This window comes from Collinsella aerofaciens (genome assembly GCF_028207065.1).
GTDB lineage: Bacteria > Actinomycetota > Coriobacteriia > Coriobacteriales > Coriobacteriaceae > Collinsella > Collinsella aerofaciens_AR.
In genome coordinates this window covers 36,106-51,075 of the sequence record NZ_JAQLFP010000005.1, presented here as the reverse complement: position 1 = coordinate 51,075, position 14,970 = coordinate 36,106, and the positions used below count along the sequence as shown (strand labels likewise).

The 14,970-nt window shown below is 56.1% G+C and carries 14 protein-coding genes, 5 tRNA genes and 1 pseudogene; 16 read left to right on the top strand and 4 right to left on the bottom strand.

The genetic code is table 11. The features are described from left to right. The first annotated feature begins 253 nt into the window (after positions 1-253). The 3 genes from rlmB to PMX72_RS02680 all read left to right on the top strand — a co-directional run bounded on the left by rlmB (position 254) and on the right by PMX72_RS02680 (position 2,153). Positions 254-1,174, top strand: coding sequence for a 23S rRNA (guanosine(2251)-2'-O)-methyltransferase RlmB (gene rlmB / locus PMX72_RS02690; protein ID WP_271729155.1), 921 nt, complete (start codon positions 254-256; stop codon positions 1,172-1,174). Positions 1,175-1,177: 3 nt separating this feature from the next. Further along, positions 1,178-1,855, top strand: coding sequence for an NYN domain-containing protein (locus PMX72_RS02685; protein WP_055309418.1), 678 nt, complete (start codon positions 1,178-1,180; stop codon positions 1,853-1,855). A 223-nt stretch (positions 1,856-2,078) separates the two neighbouring features. Continuing rightward, positions 2,079-2,153, top strand: a tRNA-Thr gene (locus PMX72_RS02680). Positions 2,154-2,684: 531 nt separating this feature from the next. Here the strand turns inward: PMX72_RS02680 and PMX72_RS02675 are convergent. Next, positions 2,685-4,085: a PTS transporter subunit EIIC gene (locus tag PMX72_RS02675; protein ID WP_117646058.1), complete on the bottom strand. Its 1,401-nt coding sequence runs from the start codon at positions 4,083-4,085 to the stop codon at positions 2,685-2,687. A 9-nt stretch (positions 4,086-4,094) separates the two neighbouring features. Beyond that, positions 4,095-5,513, bottom strand: a complete 1,419-nt coding sequence (locus PMX72_RS02670) for a glycoside hydrolase family 1 protein (protein ID WP_118065844.1) — start codon at positions 5,511-5,513, stop codon at positions 4,095-4,097. A 151-nt stretch (positions 5,514-5,664) separates the two neighbouring features. On the opposite strand from PMX72_RS02670, the gene PMX72_RS02665 reads away from it, so the two are divergent. The 13 genes and pseudogenes from PMX72_RS02665 to PMX72_RS02605 all read left to right on the top strand — a co-directional run bounded on the left by PMX72_RS02665 (position 5,665) and on the right by PMX72_RS02605 (position 12,887). Continuing rightward, the gene (locus tag PMX72_RS02665; protein ID WP_158551291.1) at positions 5,665-6,498 is read left to right on the top strand and encodes a MurR/RpiR family transcriptional regulator; all 834 of its coding nucleotides are present in this window, start codon (positions 5,665-5,667) and stop codon (positions 6,496-6,498) included. Between the two features lie 403 nt (positions 6,499-6,901). Continuing rightward, a tRNA-Tyr gene (locus tag PMX72_RS02660) sits at positions 6,902-6,983 on the top strand. A 10-nt stretch (positions 6,984-6,993) separates the two neighbouring features. After that, positions 6,994-7,069: transfer RNA gene (locus PMX72_RS02655), tRNA-Thr, on the top strand. Between the two features lie 3 nt (positions 7,070-7,072). Then, a tRNA-Met gene (locus PMX72_RS02650) sits at positions 7,073-7,149 on the top strand. A gap of 96 nt (positions 7,150-7,245) precedes the next feature. Beyond that, a complete protein-coding gene (gene tuf, locus PMX72_RS02645; RefSeq protein WP_117563790.1) occupies positions 7,246-8,436 on the top strand; it encodes an elongation factor Tu in 1,191 nt (396 codons plus the stop codon). A 277-nt stretch (positions 8,437-8,713) separates the two neighbouring features. Beyond that, on the top strand, positions 8,714-8,863 hold the full coding sequence (gene rpmG, locus PMX72_RS02640) for a 50S ribosomal protein L33 (protein ID WP_022093895.1): 150 nt from the start codon (positions 8,714-8,716) through the stop codon (positions 8,861-8,863). Between the two features lie 13 nt (positions 8,864-8,876). Further along, positions 8,877-8,952: transfer RNA gene (locus PMX72_RS02635), tRNA-Trp, on the top strand. A 76-nt stretch (positions 8,953-9,028) separates the two neighbouring features. Further along, positions 9,029-9,367 carry a preprotein translocase subunit SecE gene (gene secE, locus PMX72_RS02630; RefSeq protein ID WP_117840004.1) on the top strand — a complete coding sequence of 113 codons (339 nt, stop codon included), beginning with the start codon at positions 9,029-9,031 and terminating at the stop codon, positions 9,365-9,367. A gap of 3 nt (positions 9,368-9,370) precedes the next feature. Then, positions 9,371-9,907, top strand: a complete 537-nt coding sequence (nusG, locus tag PMX72_RS02625) for a transcription termination/antitermination protein NusG (RefSeq protein WP_006234984.1) — start codon at positions 9,371-9,373, stop codon at positions 9,905-9,907. A gap of 120 nt (positions 9,908-10,027) precedes the next feature. After that, on the top strand, positions 10,028-10,456 hold the full coding sequence (gene rplK, locus PMX72_RS02620; RefSeq protein ID WP_022093893.1) for a 50S ribosomal protein L11: 429 nt from the start codon (positions 10,028-10,030) through the stop codon (positions 10,454-10,456). Between the two features lie 117 nt (positions 10,457-10,573). Beyond that, positions 10,574-11,281 (top strand): 50S ribosomal protein L1, encoded by a 708-nt coding sequence (gene rplA, locus PMX72_RS02615; protein ID WP_271729153.1) that lies wholly within the window; start codon positions 10,574-10,576, stop codon positions 11,279-11,281. 312 nt (positions 11,282-11,593) lie between these two features. Continuing rightward, positions 11,594-12,313, top strand: a pseudogene (locus tag PMX72_RS02610) (beta/alpha barrel domain-containing protein). Next, positions 12,222-12,887 carry an isocitrate/isopropylmalate family dehydrogenase gene (locus PMX72_RS02605; protein ID WP_271729152.1) on the top strand — a complete coding sequence of 222 codons (666 nt, stop codon included), beginning with the start codon at positions 12,222-12,224 and terminating at the stop codon, positions 12,885-12,887. Before PMX72_RS02610 ends, PMX72_RS02605 begins: the two are co-directional and overlap by 92 nt. Before the next feature lie 351 nt (positions 12,888-13,238). Here the strand turns inward: PMX72_RS02605 and PMX72_RS02600 are convergent, their stop codons facing one another. Both PMX72_RS02600 and PMX72_RS02595 read right to left on the bottom strand, forming a co-directional pair. Next, positions 13,239-14,369 carry a DUF4179 domain-containing protein gene (locus PMX72_RS02600; protein ID WP_117635373.1) on the bottom strand — a complete coding sequence of 377 codons (1,131 nt, stop codon included), beginning with the start codon at positions 14,367-14,369 and terminating at the stop codon, positions 13,239-13,241. Then, positions 14,350-14,910 carry an RNA polymerase sigma factor gene (locus PMX72_RS02595; protein ID WP_117583099.1) on the bottom strand — a complete coding sequence of 187 codons (561 nt, stop codon included), beginning with the start codon at positions 14,908-14,910 and terminating at the stop codon, positions 14,350-14,352. Before PMX72_RS02595 ends, PMX72_RS02600 begins: the two co-directional genes overlap by 20 nt. Positions 14,911-14,970: the final 60 nt, after the last annotated feature.

The window sequence follows — 14,970 nt, the reverse complement described above, 5'->3', positions numbered from 1 at the left end:
CCCGCGGGTTTCCCAAGCACCCGACCTTGCCGTTCAAACCGTCGCTCGCGTACTCAAGTACGCGTCGCTCCTCTTTCACGGCCATCTCGGACACTTGGAAAACCCGTGCCGACCGCCCGAGCCACGGCACCTTGCCTTTCAATCGTCGGGCATGACCTCAAGGTTTATGCCCTCCTCTTTCAAGGCAATCTGCCGCACCTCGGGCGGTCGGTCTATTTGTTTCGTTTGATAGTTGTATTTAGGAGGTCGCTTTATGGCCGACAATCGCAAGCGTGCGCCTCGTGGTGGCAAACAGGCTGCTTCTGGCTCGCGCCCGATTCGCCGAAATGATCGCGCTGCCGCTTCCAAGGGCCAGCGCGAGCGCTCCCAAGCCCAGGCTGCGCGTCCGCAGCGAGATCGCAACCGCGACAACATTCAGGTCCCCAAGGGCGAGTTTATCGAAGGTCGCCGTGCTGCCGCCGAGGCCCTGCGCACCGGCTTTCCCGTCAAGTGCGCGCTCATCGCCGAGGGCGGGGAGCGCGATGCTGCTTTGTCTCGTCTGGTCGATGACCTCAACGCCGCGGGTGTCCGCATTAAGTATGTGTCGCGCGCGCAGCTTGATGCGCTGTCGAGCCATGGCGCTCACCAGGGCATTGCGCTCGAGGTGGGAAATTTCCCCTATGCCGATGTTGCCGATATTCTCGACCGCGCGGGTGACGGACCTGCGCTCGTCATCGTGCTCGACCATGTGACCGACGATGGCAACTTTGGTGCGATCGTGCGCTCTGCCGAGGTTGTGGGCGCGGCCGGCGTCATCATCGCCAACAAGCGTGCCGCTGGTGTGACCGTGGGTAGCTATAAGACTTCAGCCGGCGCCGTCATGCATCTGCCTATCGCACAGGTGCCCAACATCGCCCGTGCGCTCGACGATCTTAAGGCCGCTGGCTTTTGGGCGGGCGGTGCCTCCGAGCACGCCGAAGGTAGTTGCTGGGATGCTCCCTTCGAGGGCCGCGTAGCGCTCGTCATGGGCTCCGAGGGCGACGGCATCTCGCGTCTGGTGCTCGAGAAATGCGACTTTTTGACCAAGCTTCCCCAGCGCGGCATGACCGAGAGCCTCAATGTTGCCCAGGCGACCACGGCGCTGTGCTTTGAGTGGCTACGCCGCAACGCCGGCGAGCTCATGGGGGAGGAGTAGCGCATGTCCAAGAAGAACCGCGCCAAGTCCAAGGCCAAGCGCTTTGGCGAAGGCTCGGCCAAGCCGATTGTCTCGGCCGCGACCTACGGTGTGGGCGGCAATGCGTTTGCGCAGGCTATCGCCGATCCGGTCTCGACGGTGCACTCCAATAAGCCCGAGCTGCTGGTGGTCGACGGCTACAACGTGATTCACTGCACGCCGCGCTACGAAAAGCTCGTCTACGACCATTCCGACGATCCATATTCCAGCGACGTCCACGATATGGCTCGTACTGCGCTTATCAACGATGTCGCGGCGTTTGCCCAGGGCCGTTACGAGGCCGTGATCGTGTTCGACGGCGCGGGCAACATCTCCAACGAGCGCCCCAACCTACCGGCCCGCGGCGTGCGCATCGAGTTCTCGCCGACGGGCGTCTCTGCCGATACCGTGGTGCAGAAGCTCTGCATCGAGGCACGCGAGGAAGGCCGCGCGTGCTCCGTGGTATCGAGTGACGGCACGATCCAGGCTGTCGTCATGGGGAAGGGCGTCACGCGCATCTCGAGCCGTATGCTGGTGGACGAGATCAAACAGATTGATAACGACGTTCACGAGGCCGAGGAGGCCCCGCAGATCAAGATGACTCTGGGCAGCCGCCTGAGTCCCGATGCCCTGGCCAAGCTTAAGGCCCTGCGCGGACGGTAGGGGATTATCCATAGAGACCCGTTTCCCAATTGGCCGGCCCGTTGATTTGTAATCAATGGACTGTGGGTTGCCGTCGCCAAAACGAATAGTTTTTGGTTTTGGCGAACGGATAAAACTATTCGTTCTGGCGAATAGTTTTGAGATGTGGTCGGTCGAAGGGCCTGTTGCGCCCCGTCTTCAATTCCTTTATCCTTAACAGGCTTCGCGCGAAAGCGCCAAGTGTGCCAGTGTGGCGCAACGGTAGCGCAACTGATTTGTAATCAGTGGGTTGCAGGTTCGATTCCTGTCACTGGCTCCATGAGAGTTTCGGGCTCTGTTCCTGATGGGACAGGGCCCGTTTCTATTTAGGTGGTGCGCCATCGGGTTAGCGCCCATCCCGTTTTTGGTTTGTCTCGTCCTCCAGTTTGTCTAAATCTGTAACACCAAGACCGATATTCGGCATCTAACTGTTACAGATTGAGATGAAACTTAGGGTGTTTTAGGAATATCTTGATCTGTAACATGTAGAAGCGGAATAGGCCTCTTGCTGTTACAGATCGAGACAAGGGCGGGTGCGGACATGGGGTCCTGTTCGAGCGTGGATTTCTGGACACGCGAGCGAAGAAAATCTCCCGACCGGAGAACGAGCGTGGATAATTAACTTGGATAGGGAGCTAAGGTAAACACCGATTGTCTATCGACGGCTTTAGAAACAACGGCCCCGATTTCATTGTGGAATCGGGGTCGTTTGTGCCTCAGGAATCCGAATGGATTAATCGAGCTCCTAAGGAACTTCTTGGGTTCTTGCTAATGGTCTGCCGAGGATGTCCCCAATGCAAACAGCGGGCATCTACTCAATATAGCTGGGGTTCTTCTTGATGATCACGCGTGCAGCGATGAAGGAGACGACGATGGCGATGATGGCGACAACGCATGCCAGCACGAAGTTGCCCATGGACCCATCGGGAGCGATAAAGATGAGTGCCGAAAGAAGGCCGGGGCATGCTCCCGCAACATACTCTTTCAGAACAAAGATGCCTGCAGGGAGTCCAGCGCAGAGCGCGCCGATTGCCGTGCCGACAAGCAGGCGGGGACGCTCGATGAGGCAACCGTAGAACGCGGGCTCGGTTACGCCACAGAGTGCGGTGACGGCAACCGTGGTGACCATACCCCTCTTCTCTTTGTTTCCCTTCATGGCAGTTGCCAGGGCGAGGCTCGTGCCGCCAATGCAGAGGTTCGAGATGAATCCAAAGATAATGGGTGCCCAACCGAGCTGCGCCAGGCTCGTAACTTCGATTGCGATGTAAGCCTTATCGAGACCGAGCATGACGAAATAGGGGTTAAGGGCTGCCAGGATCGGAGTGGCGATAAATGCCACGTTGTCCATAAGCCACGTGACGGCATCGCTCAGCGCGTAGCCCATCATGCTGCCGGCGGGGCCAAGGATAATCAGCTCGACGGGCACGACGATGATCATGGTGAGCAGCGGCTTCAAGAACAGTTTGGTAACGTCGGGAATGATTTTCTGAAGACCGCGATCGACGAAGTACATGAACACGACGCCCAGTACGATTGGCACCACCGTGCTCGAGTAGTCATTCGTCGGGATGGGGATGCCAAGAAAGTCGAGACCCTCAGCACCGCTAATGGACGAGCTGATCATGATCGCGCCCAGCAATGCGCCCATGATGGGCTGCATCTTCATGACGGCTGCGAGCTGATAACCAAGATAAACGGGCAAGAAGCTAAACGAAGCGCTAAAGATCGCCAACAGGACCTGGGCGGTTCCGCTATCGGTGCTCAATCCGCAATAATTGACCAGGAGATTCTTGATCGAAAGAATGAGTCCGCCAACGATGAGCGCCGGGACGATGGGCATGAATACCTGTGCAGAGACGTTCCCGAATTTCTCAATCAAGCCCATGGCGGTGTTACCGCTTTTAATGCCTTCTGCAAGGTCTTTGGCGGTTTGGGCATCGTCGGCAACCGTGCCACCGCCGACTTCGATTCCCGCGAAGTCGAGGAAGTCGTTGTAAGCCTCGGTGACGTTGGGGCCGATGATCACCTGAAGCTGGCCACCGCTGACTACTGCCCCGAGCGCCTGATCGGCCGATTTGGCGAGCTGGAGATCGATGATCGAGGTGTCTCGTGCGTCGATGCGAAGGCGCGTCGCACAATGAGTTACCGATGTAATGTTCTCTTTGCCGCCAACAGCCTTTAGGACTGTTTCGGACATTGCCTGATATTTCATCTCTTTCTCCTAACCTTCCTGCTCCTGATACTTCGAGATAAGGTCTCGGTACCAATACCAGCTCTTTTTGGGGGTGCGCTCCAGATTGTTTTCGAAGTCGATATGGACAAGTCCGTATCGTTTTTCGTAGCCGTTGATCCAGCTATACAGATCCATCGTCGACCAGAGGTAGTAGCCCTCAACGCGCGCGCCGTCGCGCTTGGCCCTCATCATGTGCTCGATGAACTGGCCCAGAAGCTCGATGCGGTCATCATCGTGGACCATTCCGTCTGCGTCTGGTTGCTCATAGGCGCCATGTCCGTTTTCCGTAATAAAGATGCGGGGCGCGTCATAGCGCTCGTGGACATCCATGATGGTTGAATACATGCAACCTGGGAGTATTTCGCGGCCCCATTTATTGCGGGGAACATTGCTGTCGCGGGCGCTTTCAAACAAGGGCGCAATGCATTTTCCTTCGACCTTTTTGCTCGAACCGCCCTTATTGTTCGCCGAAACGGCAAGCTCTCCACCGTGCCAGTCGGTTACATACTCTCGGCAATACACGTTGAGTCCAATAAAATCGACTTTACCGTCTCTGAATTCTTCTACGTCATTTGGGGATCGATAGAGCGAGACGCCAAGTTTTTCAAGGATTTCGTCCATTTCTGGCGGCAGTTGACCCTGAAGCGCTGGTGCCAGAATCATGCGATTGGCGAAAAAGTCTGCGTATCGAAATACGTCATCAGGGTGCTCGGTTGCCGGGTCGAGTTCGACAACGCCGCCATCGTGGACGGCGCCGATGATGCCGTCGTAGCCCATTTGACGATATGTTCGGACTGCGAGTGCGCTTGCGCGCATCAGGTTGTACTGAAACTGCATGTACGACTGAACGTCGAGCGATCGATTGGGGGGATAGTTGCCCAACATGTTTACGCAGTAGCTGTAGAAATGCGGCTCGTTAACGGTAGCCCAGATTTTGACGCGGTCTCCAAAGCGCTCAAAGCAAATCTTGGCGTATTTGCAGAACCACTCTGCCATGTCATTGTTCAGCCATCCGCCTTTGCAAGCAAGCGTGAATGGCAGATCGTAATGGAACAGCGTAACGTTGGGCTCTATGCCATTTTCGAGGCAGCAATCAATGACCCGATTATAAAAATCGATACCCTCTTCATTCACTTCGCCGATACCCGTGGGGATGATTCGACTCCATGAAAGAGAGAAGCGATAGGTGTTTTGTCCGCCTTCTTTCATCATGCGGATATCTTCTTCATAGCGATGGTAGAAGTCGCAAGATACATCACCGTCAACATGGTTGATGTTCTTATTGCTTGTGTGGCTAAAGAAATCCCACTCGCCAAGGCCTTTGCCGTCTTCGTTCCAGGCACCCTCGCACTGATAAGACGCCGTGGCGGAACCCCAGAGAAACGGCATGTTGTTCACGTTGCCCATGAATCCCCTTTCCATCATTCAACACGGTGGATACGTGTGGCGGAATTACGATTAAGATGACGTCAACTGATTTGAATCATAGGAGAACGACCAAAGCTGTTTGATTCAATAAATGAACTATGATTTCGAGGAGAGCGGAAAGAGGGATCACGTGAATATCAATGACTTCGATGTGCTCAATCGCATTAGCTCCATCATCAACAGCGAGTTTGGGTCAAACGATGCCGCCATCGCTCGATATCTCGTCGCTCACATTAGGCGTTCGAGCGAAATCAATGTTGCCGCAATAACCCGCGATGCATTCGTGACCCGTTCCGCTGTTCGTCGTTTCTGCAATCGATTGGGCTACCAGTCTCTTAGCGATTTGAAAGAATCATTTACTCAATCAGTCTTTCCAAGCGACTTAAGCCATCGAGAGGAGGAATTTGGCTACGAGGAGTACAGGGCAGAGCTCGACGTTCGCATGATCGAGATGTTCGCTGAGGTTGAAAGCGGCGTGTCCGATATTGCTATTAAGCACCTTGCCGACGAAATTGATGGCCATAAAAACGTTGAAATCTGGTGCACCAATAATGTGAGCGCCAATCTCGTACGATTTCAGCAGGAAATGTTTTATGCGGGCAAGATAGTTCGCATAGTTGCTGGGGCTAACGTCGCGGAATTGAAAAACATGGGAGACGCTTCGCAGTCATTGATAATTCTCGTATCGGTCTCCGGGCTATTTGCGTCACAGGCGCGTGAGTATCTTGATTGCCGTTCGGGCAGGAAGATTCTAATAACTGCGTTTAGCAACGATGACAAATCGAGGTCTTTTGACCGTGTATATCGTCTTGGTAATGCGGGAAACGGAATTGACCGACTCGGCGTTTATTCGAAATACGCCATGACTTATTTCTTCGACTTGCTATCGTCGTGTTACTTGAGTCGCTACCCCTGCACCAAGGGGGAGCCGCTCTATGGGTCTACTTTGGCCTGGCCCGAGTAGTTGCGGCTCTATAGTTCTCCCGCCTGGAGAATGAGCGTGGAAAATCTGCCACTTTGGCCTTAGAGCCGCGCTAAAAGCGGGAGATTATCCACGCTCGATCGTGCCGTGGAAGCCCGATTGCAACCTGTGTAATAGTGCAAGAGGGTCGTTATCGAAGTTCGTTCCAGCCAGCGTACTCCACTACGACAAAGTGTTCCCTCGGGAAATGTCACCGCTACATGCAAATTCACCGTCCTTCATATCCAAACACAGCAAAACCGCAGGTCAAAGGTATATAGATACGCCCGGCACCGTGTATCTAGAGGTTTTCGTTGACAGCCCCCAAGGTTGCATCGTATTATCTTTTTCGTTCGCGGGGGCGGCGGTCCAAAAGACCAAAGGACCTGCGAATACTTGAACGATTGGGAGTTTGCCCGAGTGGTTAATGGGGACGGGCTGTAAACCCGTTGGCTCTGCCTACATAGGTTCGAATCCTATAGCTCCCACCCGTCAAGTGCCTGTATAGCTCAGTCGGTAGAGCACTTCGTTGGTAACGAAGAGGTCACCAGTTCAAGTCTGGTTGCAGGCTCCATCCGGCGGTGTAGCTCAGTTGGTTAGAGCACACGGTTCATACCCGTGGCGTCACTGGTTCGAATCCAGTCACCGCTACCATAGGTAACACGGTGGCTTCTCAATAGTATGTTGAGAGGCCACTATGGTATAAAGGCAAAGTCCCGTCCGGGGACGACCTGTTTAGAGGAGGGCTTTATGGCCAAAGAAAAGTTTGAGCGCACTAAGCCGCATGTTAACATCGGCACCATTGGTCACGTCGACCACGGCAAGACCACGCTGACCGCCGCCATCACCAAGGTTCTCTCCGAGACCGAGGGCTGCAAGGCTGACTTCACTGCGTTCGAGAACATCGACAAGGCTCCCGAGGAGCGCGAGCGCGGCATTACGATCTCCGTCTCCCACGTCGAGTACGAGACTGCTGCCCGTCACTACGCTCACGTTGACTGCCCGGGCCACGCTGACTACGTCAAGAACATGATCTCCGGTGCTGCTCAGATGGACGGCGCTATCCTGGTCATCGCCGCTACCGACGGCCCCATGGCTCAGACTCGCGAGCACATCCTGCTCGCCCGTCAGGTCGGCGTTCCCTACATCGTCGTCTTCCTGAACAAGTGCGACATGGTCGACGATGACGAGCTCATCGACCTCGTCGAGATGGAGACCCGTGAGCTCCTCTCCGAGTACGATTTCCCCGGCGACGACATCCCCGTCATCCGTGGTTCCGCTCTGGGCGCTCTCGAGGGCGACGCCAAGTGGATGGACGCCATTCGCGAGCTCATGAACGCTGTCGACGAGTACATCCCGACGCCTGCTCGTAACAACGACCTTCCGTTCCTGATGGCTGTTGAGGACGTTATGACCATCTCCGGCCGTGGTACCGTTGCTACCGGCCGTGTCGAGCGCGGTGAGCTTAAGCTCAACGAGCCCGTCGAGATCGTCGGCATCAAGGATACCCAGAACACCGTCGTTACCGGTATCGAGATGTTCCGTAAGTCCATGGACTTCTGCGAGGCTGGCGACAACGTCGGTCTGCTGCTCCGCGGCATCAAGCGCGAGGACATCGAGCGCGGCCAGGTTCTCTGCAAGCCCGGTTCGGTTACCCCGCACACCAAGTTCACCGGTGAGATTTACGTTCTGACCAAGGAGGAGGGCGGCCGTCACACCCCGTTCTTCGATGGTTATCGTCCTCAGTTCTACTTCCGTACCACCGACGTTACCGGTACGGTCAAGCTCCCCGAGGGCACCGAGATGGCTATGCCTGGTGACCACATCACCATCGAGGGCGACCTTATTCACCCGATCGCCATGGAGGAGGGCCTGCGCTTCGCTATCCGCGAGGGTGGCCACACCGTCGGTTCGGGCATCGTCTCCACGATCATTGAGTAAATAAGCTCTTTGATATAGCTGACTTAGAGAACCCGGCACTTATAGGGTGCCGGGTTCTTTTCTACGCGGGGCTTATTCCCTGCCGATTGCGCTTAGCTCGCCCATAAGCCAAGCGCGAGGGATTGATTAGATCTCGATGGCTTCATTGATGTGTTCCAAATATGAATGGATCCACCGAGAACCAATTGACTCGAGGTTTTCATTGACAGCACTTACGTGGAGCTGATAAAGTAACAACTCGTGCCCGTACGGGGCGGAAATGAAAGGTTCAGGATACATGCGTACTCTAGTTACTCTTGCGTGCACTGAGTGCAAGCGCCGCAACTATACGACCACCAAGAACAAGTCGACCATGCCTGATCGTATGGAGATCAAGAAGTATTGCCCCTGGTGCCGTCACCACACGCTGCACAAAGAGACTCGCTAGTCTCTAGTCACATACGCCAGTAGTTCAATTGGTAGAGCATCGGTCTCCAAAACCGAGTGTTGAGGGTTCGAGTCCTTCCTGGCGTGCCAGTCATTATTCCGTAAGCTCCCAATTGGGGGCTTACGGTTTACTCATGTATAAGCGCATTGCGCGGAGGTAACCCAAATGGCCAACAAGAAGAACAAGAAGAAGGCACAGCAGCCGGCACCTGCCAACAACGCTGCCGCCAACTCCAAGGTTGAGGCCAAGAAGGCCGTTGCCAAGAAGAGCGAGAAGGCTGCGAAGTCTAAGAAGAACGAGAAGCCTGGTTTCTTCGCCCGCACCAAGAAGTATTTCGCTTCGGTGAAGTCCGAGATGAAGCGTGTCACGTGGCCCGATAAGAAGGAGCTCGTGAACTACTCGGTCGTCGTTTGCGCTTCTCTGATCGTCGTCGGCGTCGTCATCGCTCTGCTCGATGCTGGCTTTGGCGAGGCTCTTGCTCTGTTCTCTGGATTGAGGGGCTAAACCATGTCTAAGCGTTGGTACGTCGTTCACACTTACTCTGGATACGAGAACCGCGTTAAGTCCGATCTCGAGCATCGCATCGAGACTATGGGCATGCAGGACCGTATCTTTGATATCGAGATTCCTATGGAGCGCGTCACCGAGATTAAAGAGGGTGGCAAGCGTGAGACCAAGGATTCTAAGATCTTCCCGGGTTATGTCCTGGTTCGCATGGAAATGGATGACGACGCTTGGACGTGCGTTCGTAACACGCCTGGCGTCACCGGTTTCCTGGGCGGCAACGGCAAGCCCGCTCCGCTTTCCCGTGACGAGTACAATAAGATGACTCGTCGTCCCGGTAAGGGCGATTCGCCCAAGCGCACCTCGGTTGATATTCAGGTCGGCACGTCCGTCCGCGTCACCGATGGCCCGCTTACCGACTTTGATGGCAAGGTCTCCGAGGTTAACACCGAGGCTGGCAAGCTCAAGGTCACGCTGATGATCTTTGGCCGCGAGACGCCGGTCGAGCTCGACTTTAACCAGGTCGCTGTCATCGCTTAAGTTTTTGTCCGTTCGCGCGAGCGTGCTTCTTCTGTGACTGCTCATCTCAGGAGTGCTTCTAACACGTGCGTGCTTACGATATAGCAAGTACTTCACACTCGTGATTCGAAAGGAATGACCATGGCTGAGAAGAAGGTTGCCAACGTCATTAAGCTCCAGATTCCTGCTGGTGCAGCTAACCCCGCTCCTCCCGTCGGCCCCGCCCTGGGCGCTGCTGGCGTGAACATCATGCAGTTCTGCCAGGCCTTTAACGCCGAGACGCAGGACAAGAAGGGCGACATCATCCCCGTTGAGATCTCTGTCTACGAGGACAAGTCCTTCTCCTTCATCACCAAGACCCCGCCGGCGGCTCATCTCATCAAGAAGGAGCTGAACCTCAAGTCTGGTTCCGCTAAGCCCCAGGCCGACAAGGTTGGTCAGCTTTCCCAGGAGCAGCTCACCAAGATTGCCGAGATCAAGATGCCGGACCTCAATGCCAACGACATTGACGCCGCCAAGAAGATCATCGCCGGTACCGCCCGTTCCATGGGCGTCACCATCGCTGAGTAGCGATTTCTTTAGGTAATGACGCGTGCTCCGACCGGGGCGCGCGTTATATGTGTGCAATAGGGCACACGATACGATGTGGGAGGGCTCACGCCCGTTTGACCACAGGAGGTAATGCACATGGCTAAGCATGGTAAGAGCTATAACGCCGCTGCCGAGAAGATCGACCGCGCCACGCTCTACACCCCCCTTCAGGCTGCCAAGCTCATCAAGGAGCTCGACACCGCCAAGTTCGACGAGACCGTCGAGGCCCACTTCCGTCTGGGCATCGATACTCGTAAGGCTGACCAGAACATCCGTGGTTCCATCTCCCTGCCCCACGGCACCGGCAAGACCGTTCGTGTTGCCGTCTTCGCCGAGGGCGAGAAGGCCCGCGAGGCCGAGGCTGCCGGCGCCGACATCATCGGTTCCGACGAGCTTGTCGCCCAGATTCAGAAGGGCGAGATCAACTTCGACGCCGCTATCGCTACGCCGAACATGATGGCCAAGGTTGGCCGCATCGGTAAGATCCTTGGTCCCCGTGGCCTCATGCCGAACCCCAAGCTCGGCACCGTGACCATGGACGTCGCCAAGATGGTCTCCGAGCTCAAGGCTGGCCGCGTTGAGTACCGCGCCGACCGCTACGGCATCTGCCACGTGCCCCTGGGCAAGAAGTCCTTCACCGAGCAGCAGCTCGTCGAGAACTACGCTGCCCTGTACACCGAGATCCTGCGCGTCAAGCCCTCTTCTGCTAAGGGCAAGTACGTCAAGTCCATCTCCGTGTCTTCCACCATGGGCCCTGGCGTCAAGGTCGATCCCGCTATCCAGCGCGACTTCCTGGGTGAGTAACTAACAGTTACTGCCTGAGCAAAGCAAGCATTGCTAAAGAGACCCGGTTCTGCCTCGTGCAGGACCGGGTCTCTTGCTTTTGAGTCAACGAAACCACCACGAAGGGGACAGGCACCCTTGTGGTGGTTTTACTTGTGTTGTACTTTAGCGCGATGTAGTACTACCCGAGGCCGAAGGGAGCCCAACATGTTTAAGAACACGCAACAGCTCCTAGGCCTAGCGCTACTAGATTGGATAGCGCGCTAGGGTTGTAATCTCGCTATAACGATTTGTTGTACCCGGGTGCGCTATCGTCTGCCGCTTTCAGGCGTGATGAGCGACACGGGTATTTTTCTATCTCTAGGCCTTCTCTCTCTCCTGAAAGCCATCTGTCATAAAACGGTCAATCAGGAGGAACATATAAGCCGCAAAATCACAATCTTTGACGCCACCCTGTGCGACGGTGAGCAGTCGCCGGGCGCCAGCATGAATACCGAGGAAAAGCTCTTCATCGCCCGCCAGCTGGTGCGCATGAACGTGGACGTTATCGAGGCGGGCTTTCCCATCTCGAGTCCTGGTGACTTTCGCTCCGTACAGGAGATTGGCAAGATTGCGGGCGACCGATGCACGGTATGCGGCCTGACGCGCGCTGTCGACAGGGATATCGAAGTGGCTGCAGAGGCGCTCAAAACGGCCCAGAGGCCCCGTATCCATACAGGGCTGGGTGTGAGCACCAGTCACCTGCGCGACAAGCTCCATATGACTGAGGAAAGGGCAATTGAGTGAGCGATCCATGCCGTCAAACATGCTCGCAAGTTCGTTGACGATGTTGAGTTTTATGCCGAGGATGCCGGCCGCTCCGATCAGGAGTTTCTGGTGCGCATTATCGAGGCGGCCGTAAAGGCCGGTGCCACGGTCGTGAACATCCCCGATACGATGGGCTACAACATGCCGTGGGACTTTGGCGCCCGCATCCGTGACCTGCGCGGGCGCTGCGGGTGCGGCCGGTCAGCGTGCAGTCGACGTGATGGAGTATCGCGAGTACGAGATTGAGCGCATTGCGCACCAGGCATTTGAGGCGGCGCGCAAACGTCGCGGCAAGGTGACGAGCGTTGATAAGCGCAACGTGCTGGAGACGAGCCGCATGTGGCGCGAGATCGTGCATCGCGTGCAAGACGAGGAGTACTCCGACGTGGAGCTTGAGGACCTGCTCGTCGACAACGCCGCCATGCAGCTCATCAGTCGACCGGCAGACTTTGACGTCGTGGTGACGGAGAACATGTTCGGCGACATCCTGTCCGATGAGGCGGCTCAGATTACCGGATCGCTCGGTATGCTTGCCTCTGCCTCGCTGGATGATGGCGTATCGCTGTTTGGGCCGAGCGCTGGCAGCGCTCCTGACATCGCGGGGCTCGGCGTGGCCAATCCGCTGGCTCAAATCTTGTCGGTGGCGATGCTGCTGACCTACGCGCTCGACATGGGCGAGCAAGCCGCGTGGATCGAGAGCGCCGTGGCGCGCGTGCTCGACGAGGGCTGGCGCACCCGTGACATCGCCGATGTCAACACCCCGGCAGATAAGATCCTCGGCACCACGACGATGGGCGACAAGGTCGTCGCCGCGCTGTAGGCGATGCCGATTCAAGCTGTCAAATATCTCAATCTGTAACATCTAAGGGGCAAAATCGTTCCTACCTGTTACAGATTGAGATTTTCGGCCGAGCATCCGTGGTCTGTCTCGATCTGTAACAGCTAACCGATTATTTGGGCCCTACCTGTTACAGATTGAGACAAACCGTTGGGACAGGTCGGACGAGTCAGCAAAACCACCACAAAGGTGCCGGTCCCCTTCGTGGTGGTTTTTAGCGCAACGAGGTGTTCCCAGCCGACCATACGGGCGGCCTTGCGCTCACGCTGCTCGATGACAGCGCATCTTTAGACGCGAAGTGCGGAACCGGGTGCATATACGAGCCGCGTAGCGTTACGAATTCATGGGAATGACCGTATCGCCAATTTGTACGCTTGCAATCTTGTCTGTGTCACAAACTTGCGAGAACGGCCAGGTCTTGTGGACATCAGTGGTGCCGTTATCCAGTTTATTTGCGAAATAGCCGCTGTGGCTGGTTGCGTCTTCAACATGACCGTCTTTGAACGTCACGATGAGGGGTATGTTGCCAACGGCATCCATAGACTCCTCCATGTTTTGAGACATCTTGCCGCTGTTGTTGTCGTGTTCGATGGAACGATCTATGTTGTAGCGGACTGAAACGCCAACGCAGGATACGGTGGCCTCTTGAATCGTCGCCTTGGTGCCGTTAAAGTTGACCGATTTGGGCGCGGGAATCGTAACGGATGTATCTTCGTAATTCAGCTGGAACTTAAGATCCCATGGGCCCGTAAGTATTTTCTTATACTCGGGAAGCTCTTTGCCAGCACGTGGCACAACGAGAGAGTTGATATGCGTGCGGACGGTCCTGCCCATAAGGCCGGGTGATTCAACGCTGAACTGTGCAAAGTATTGAATGCTGGAGTCATTGGGGTTCTTGTCAATGAGCCATGATTGGCCTTGGCCGCCATGCTCGCCATCAACGTATACGTTTCCATCGACACTTCCGGCGATAGTTCCGTTCTCGCCCGGCTCGGAAAGCTTTTTCAGGGCAGCGGGATCGTCGAACGTAAGCGTATAGGCGATGGTAACCATATCCTTGTCGCCCATGATGGCGTCGGCGGTCACGGTGACTCCGTTGTTGGAGCAGCTAGCACCGACGGGCCGGCCAATACGGTCGATGATCTCGGTTTGAGAAGCAGGTCCGTCAAAGATGTCGGAAAGCATGTCAGAAGGAAGCGGCAGGACGCCTGTTGCCATAGCCGTGCCAGCGCCTCCAATGACGATAGCGAGGACTGCCGTTACAGCGGCAATGCGAGCGACTGTTCTTACGGGATGGCGGGCGATGCGCGGCTTGCGTCGCGTGCCATTAAAGTTGCTTTGAGCGGTCGCCGCATCGCTCGAGGCGACGGACTGAGCAATCGAGTTTGCCATGTGCTGCTTCGCATTATCGGTAAACGAAATGTGCTCCAGGGCGTGGCGATAGTCATTCGAATTCGTAGTCATTGTGGTCTCCTTTCAAGGAAAGCCGAAGTGACGCACGTCCGCGGCTAAGGTGCTGGGCGGTTGCAGCTGGCGTCGCGTGAACGGCGTCTGCGATTTCCCTGATGCTCATGCCTGCGTAGTAGTGCAAAAAGATGGCGATGCGCTGTGCTTGAGGCAGGGCCGTGACAGCGGAAAGAATGGCGCAGTCGCGTTGCGCGAATTCTTGCTCGGTATGTGTTACGGGTGCGCAGAAATCGGGGAGCGAATCGAGGTCGACAACCGGGTGATTCGCGTGCGTACGGCCGATATCGCGACATGCGTTCAGTGCGACTCGGATCACCCAAGCACGTTCGTGTTCGAGCGAGTCGAACGGTTGAGTGCGTTGGAGAATCTTGATCAGCGTGTCCTGGCAGATGTCTTGAGCGTCGTCAGCGGATCCAAGGGCCGAATAGCACAATCGAAGGATGAGGTCGGAATACGTGTCGACCAAGCGCTTTGCTTCCCGCTCGATCTGATCGGCATCGCATCGGAGCGTGCTATTGCGGTTACGGCGTGCAGGCATAGTGTCACCTCCAATTGGTCGTGGTGGATATAGGGAAGGCGTCTCGCGAGGTCCCTCTAC

Coding starts and splice junctions, on each gene's coding strand:
- PMX72_RS02600 (WP_117635373.1), bottom strand. CDS start 14,369: ATGACTACGAATTCGAATGACTATCGCCACGCCCTGGAGCACATTTCG.
- PMX72_RS02685 (WP_055309418.1), top strand. CDS start 1,178: ATGTCCAAGAAGAACCGCGCCAAGTCCAAGGCCAAGCGCTTTGGCGAA.
- rplA (WP_271729153.1), top strand. CDS start 10,574: ATGGCTAAGCATGGTAAGAGCTATAACGCCGCTGCCGAGAAGATCGAC.
- rplK (WP_022093893.1), top strand. CDS start 10,028: ATGGCTGAGAAGAAGGTTGCCAACGTCATTAAGCTCCAGATTCCTGCT.
- PMX72_RS02595 (WP_117583099.1), bottom strand. CDS start 14,910: ATGCCTGCACGCCGTAACCGCAATAGCACGCTCCGATGCGATGCCGAT.
- tuf (WP_117563790.1), top strand. CDS start 7,246: ATGGCCAAAGAAAAGTTTGAGCGCACTAAGCCGCATGTTAACATCGGC.
- nusG (WP_006234984.1), top strand. CDS start 9,371: ATGTCTAAGCGTTGGTACGTCGTTCACACTTACTCTGGATACGAGAAC.
- rpmG (WP_022093895.1), top strand. CDS start 8,714: ATGCGTACTCTAGTTACTCTTGCGTGCACTGAGTGCAAGCGCCGCAAC.
- rlmB (WP_271729155.1), top strand. CDS start 254: ATGGCCGACAATCGCAAGCGTGCGCCTCGTGGTGGCAAACAGGCTGCT.
- PMX72_RS02670 (WP_118065844.1), bottom strand. CDS start 5,513: ATGGGCAACGTGAACAACATGCCGTTTCTCTGGGGTTCCGCCACGGCG.
- secE (WP_117840004.1), top strand. CDS start 9,029: ATGGCCAACAAGAAGAACAAGAAGAAGGCACAGCAGCCGGCACCTGCC.
- PMX72_RS02675 (WP_117646058.1), bottom strand. CDS start 4,085: ATGAAATATCAGGCAATGTCCGAAACAGTCCTAAAGGCTGTTGGCGGC.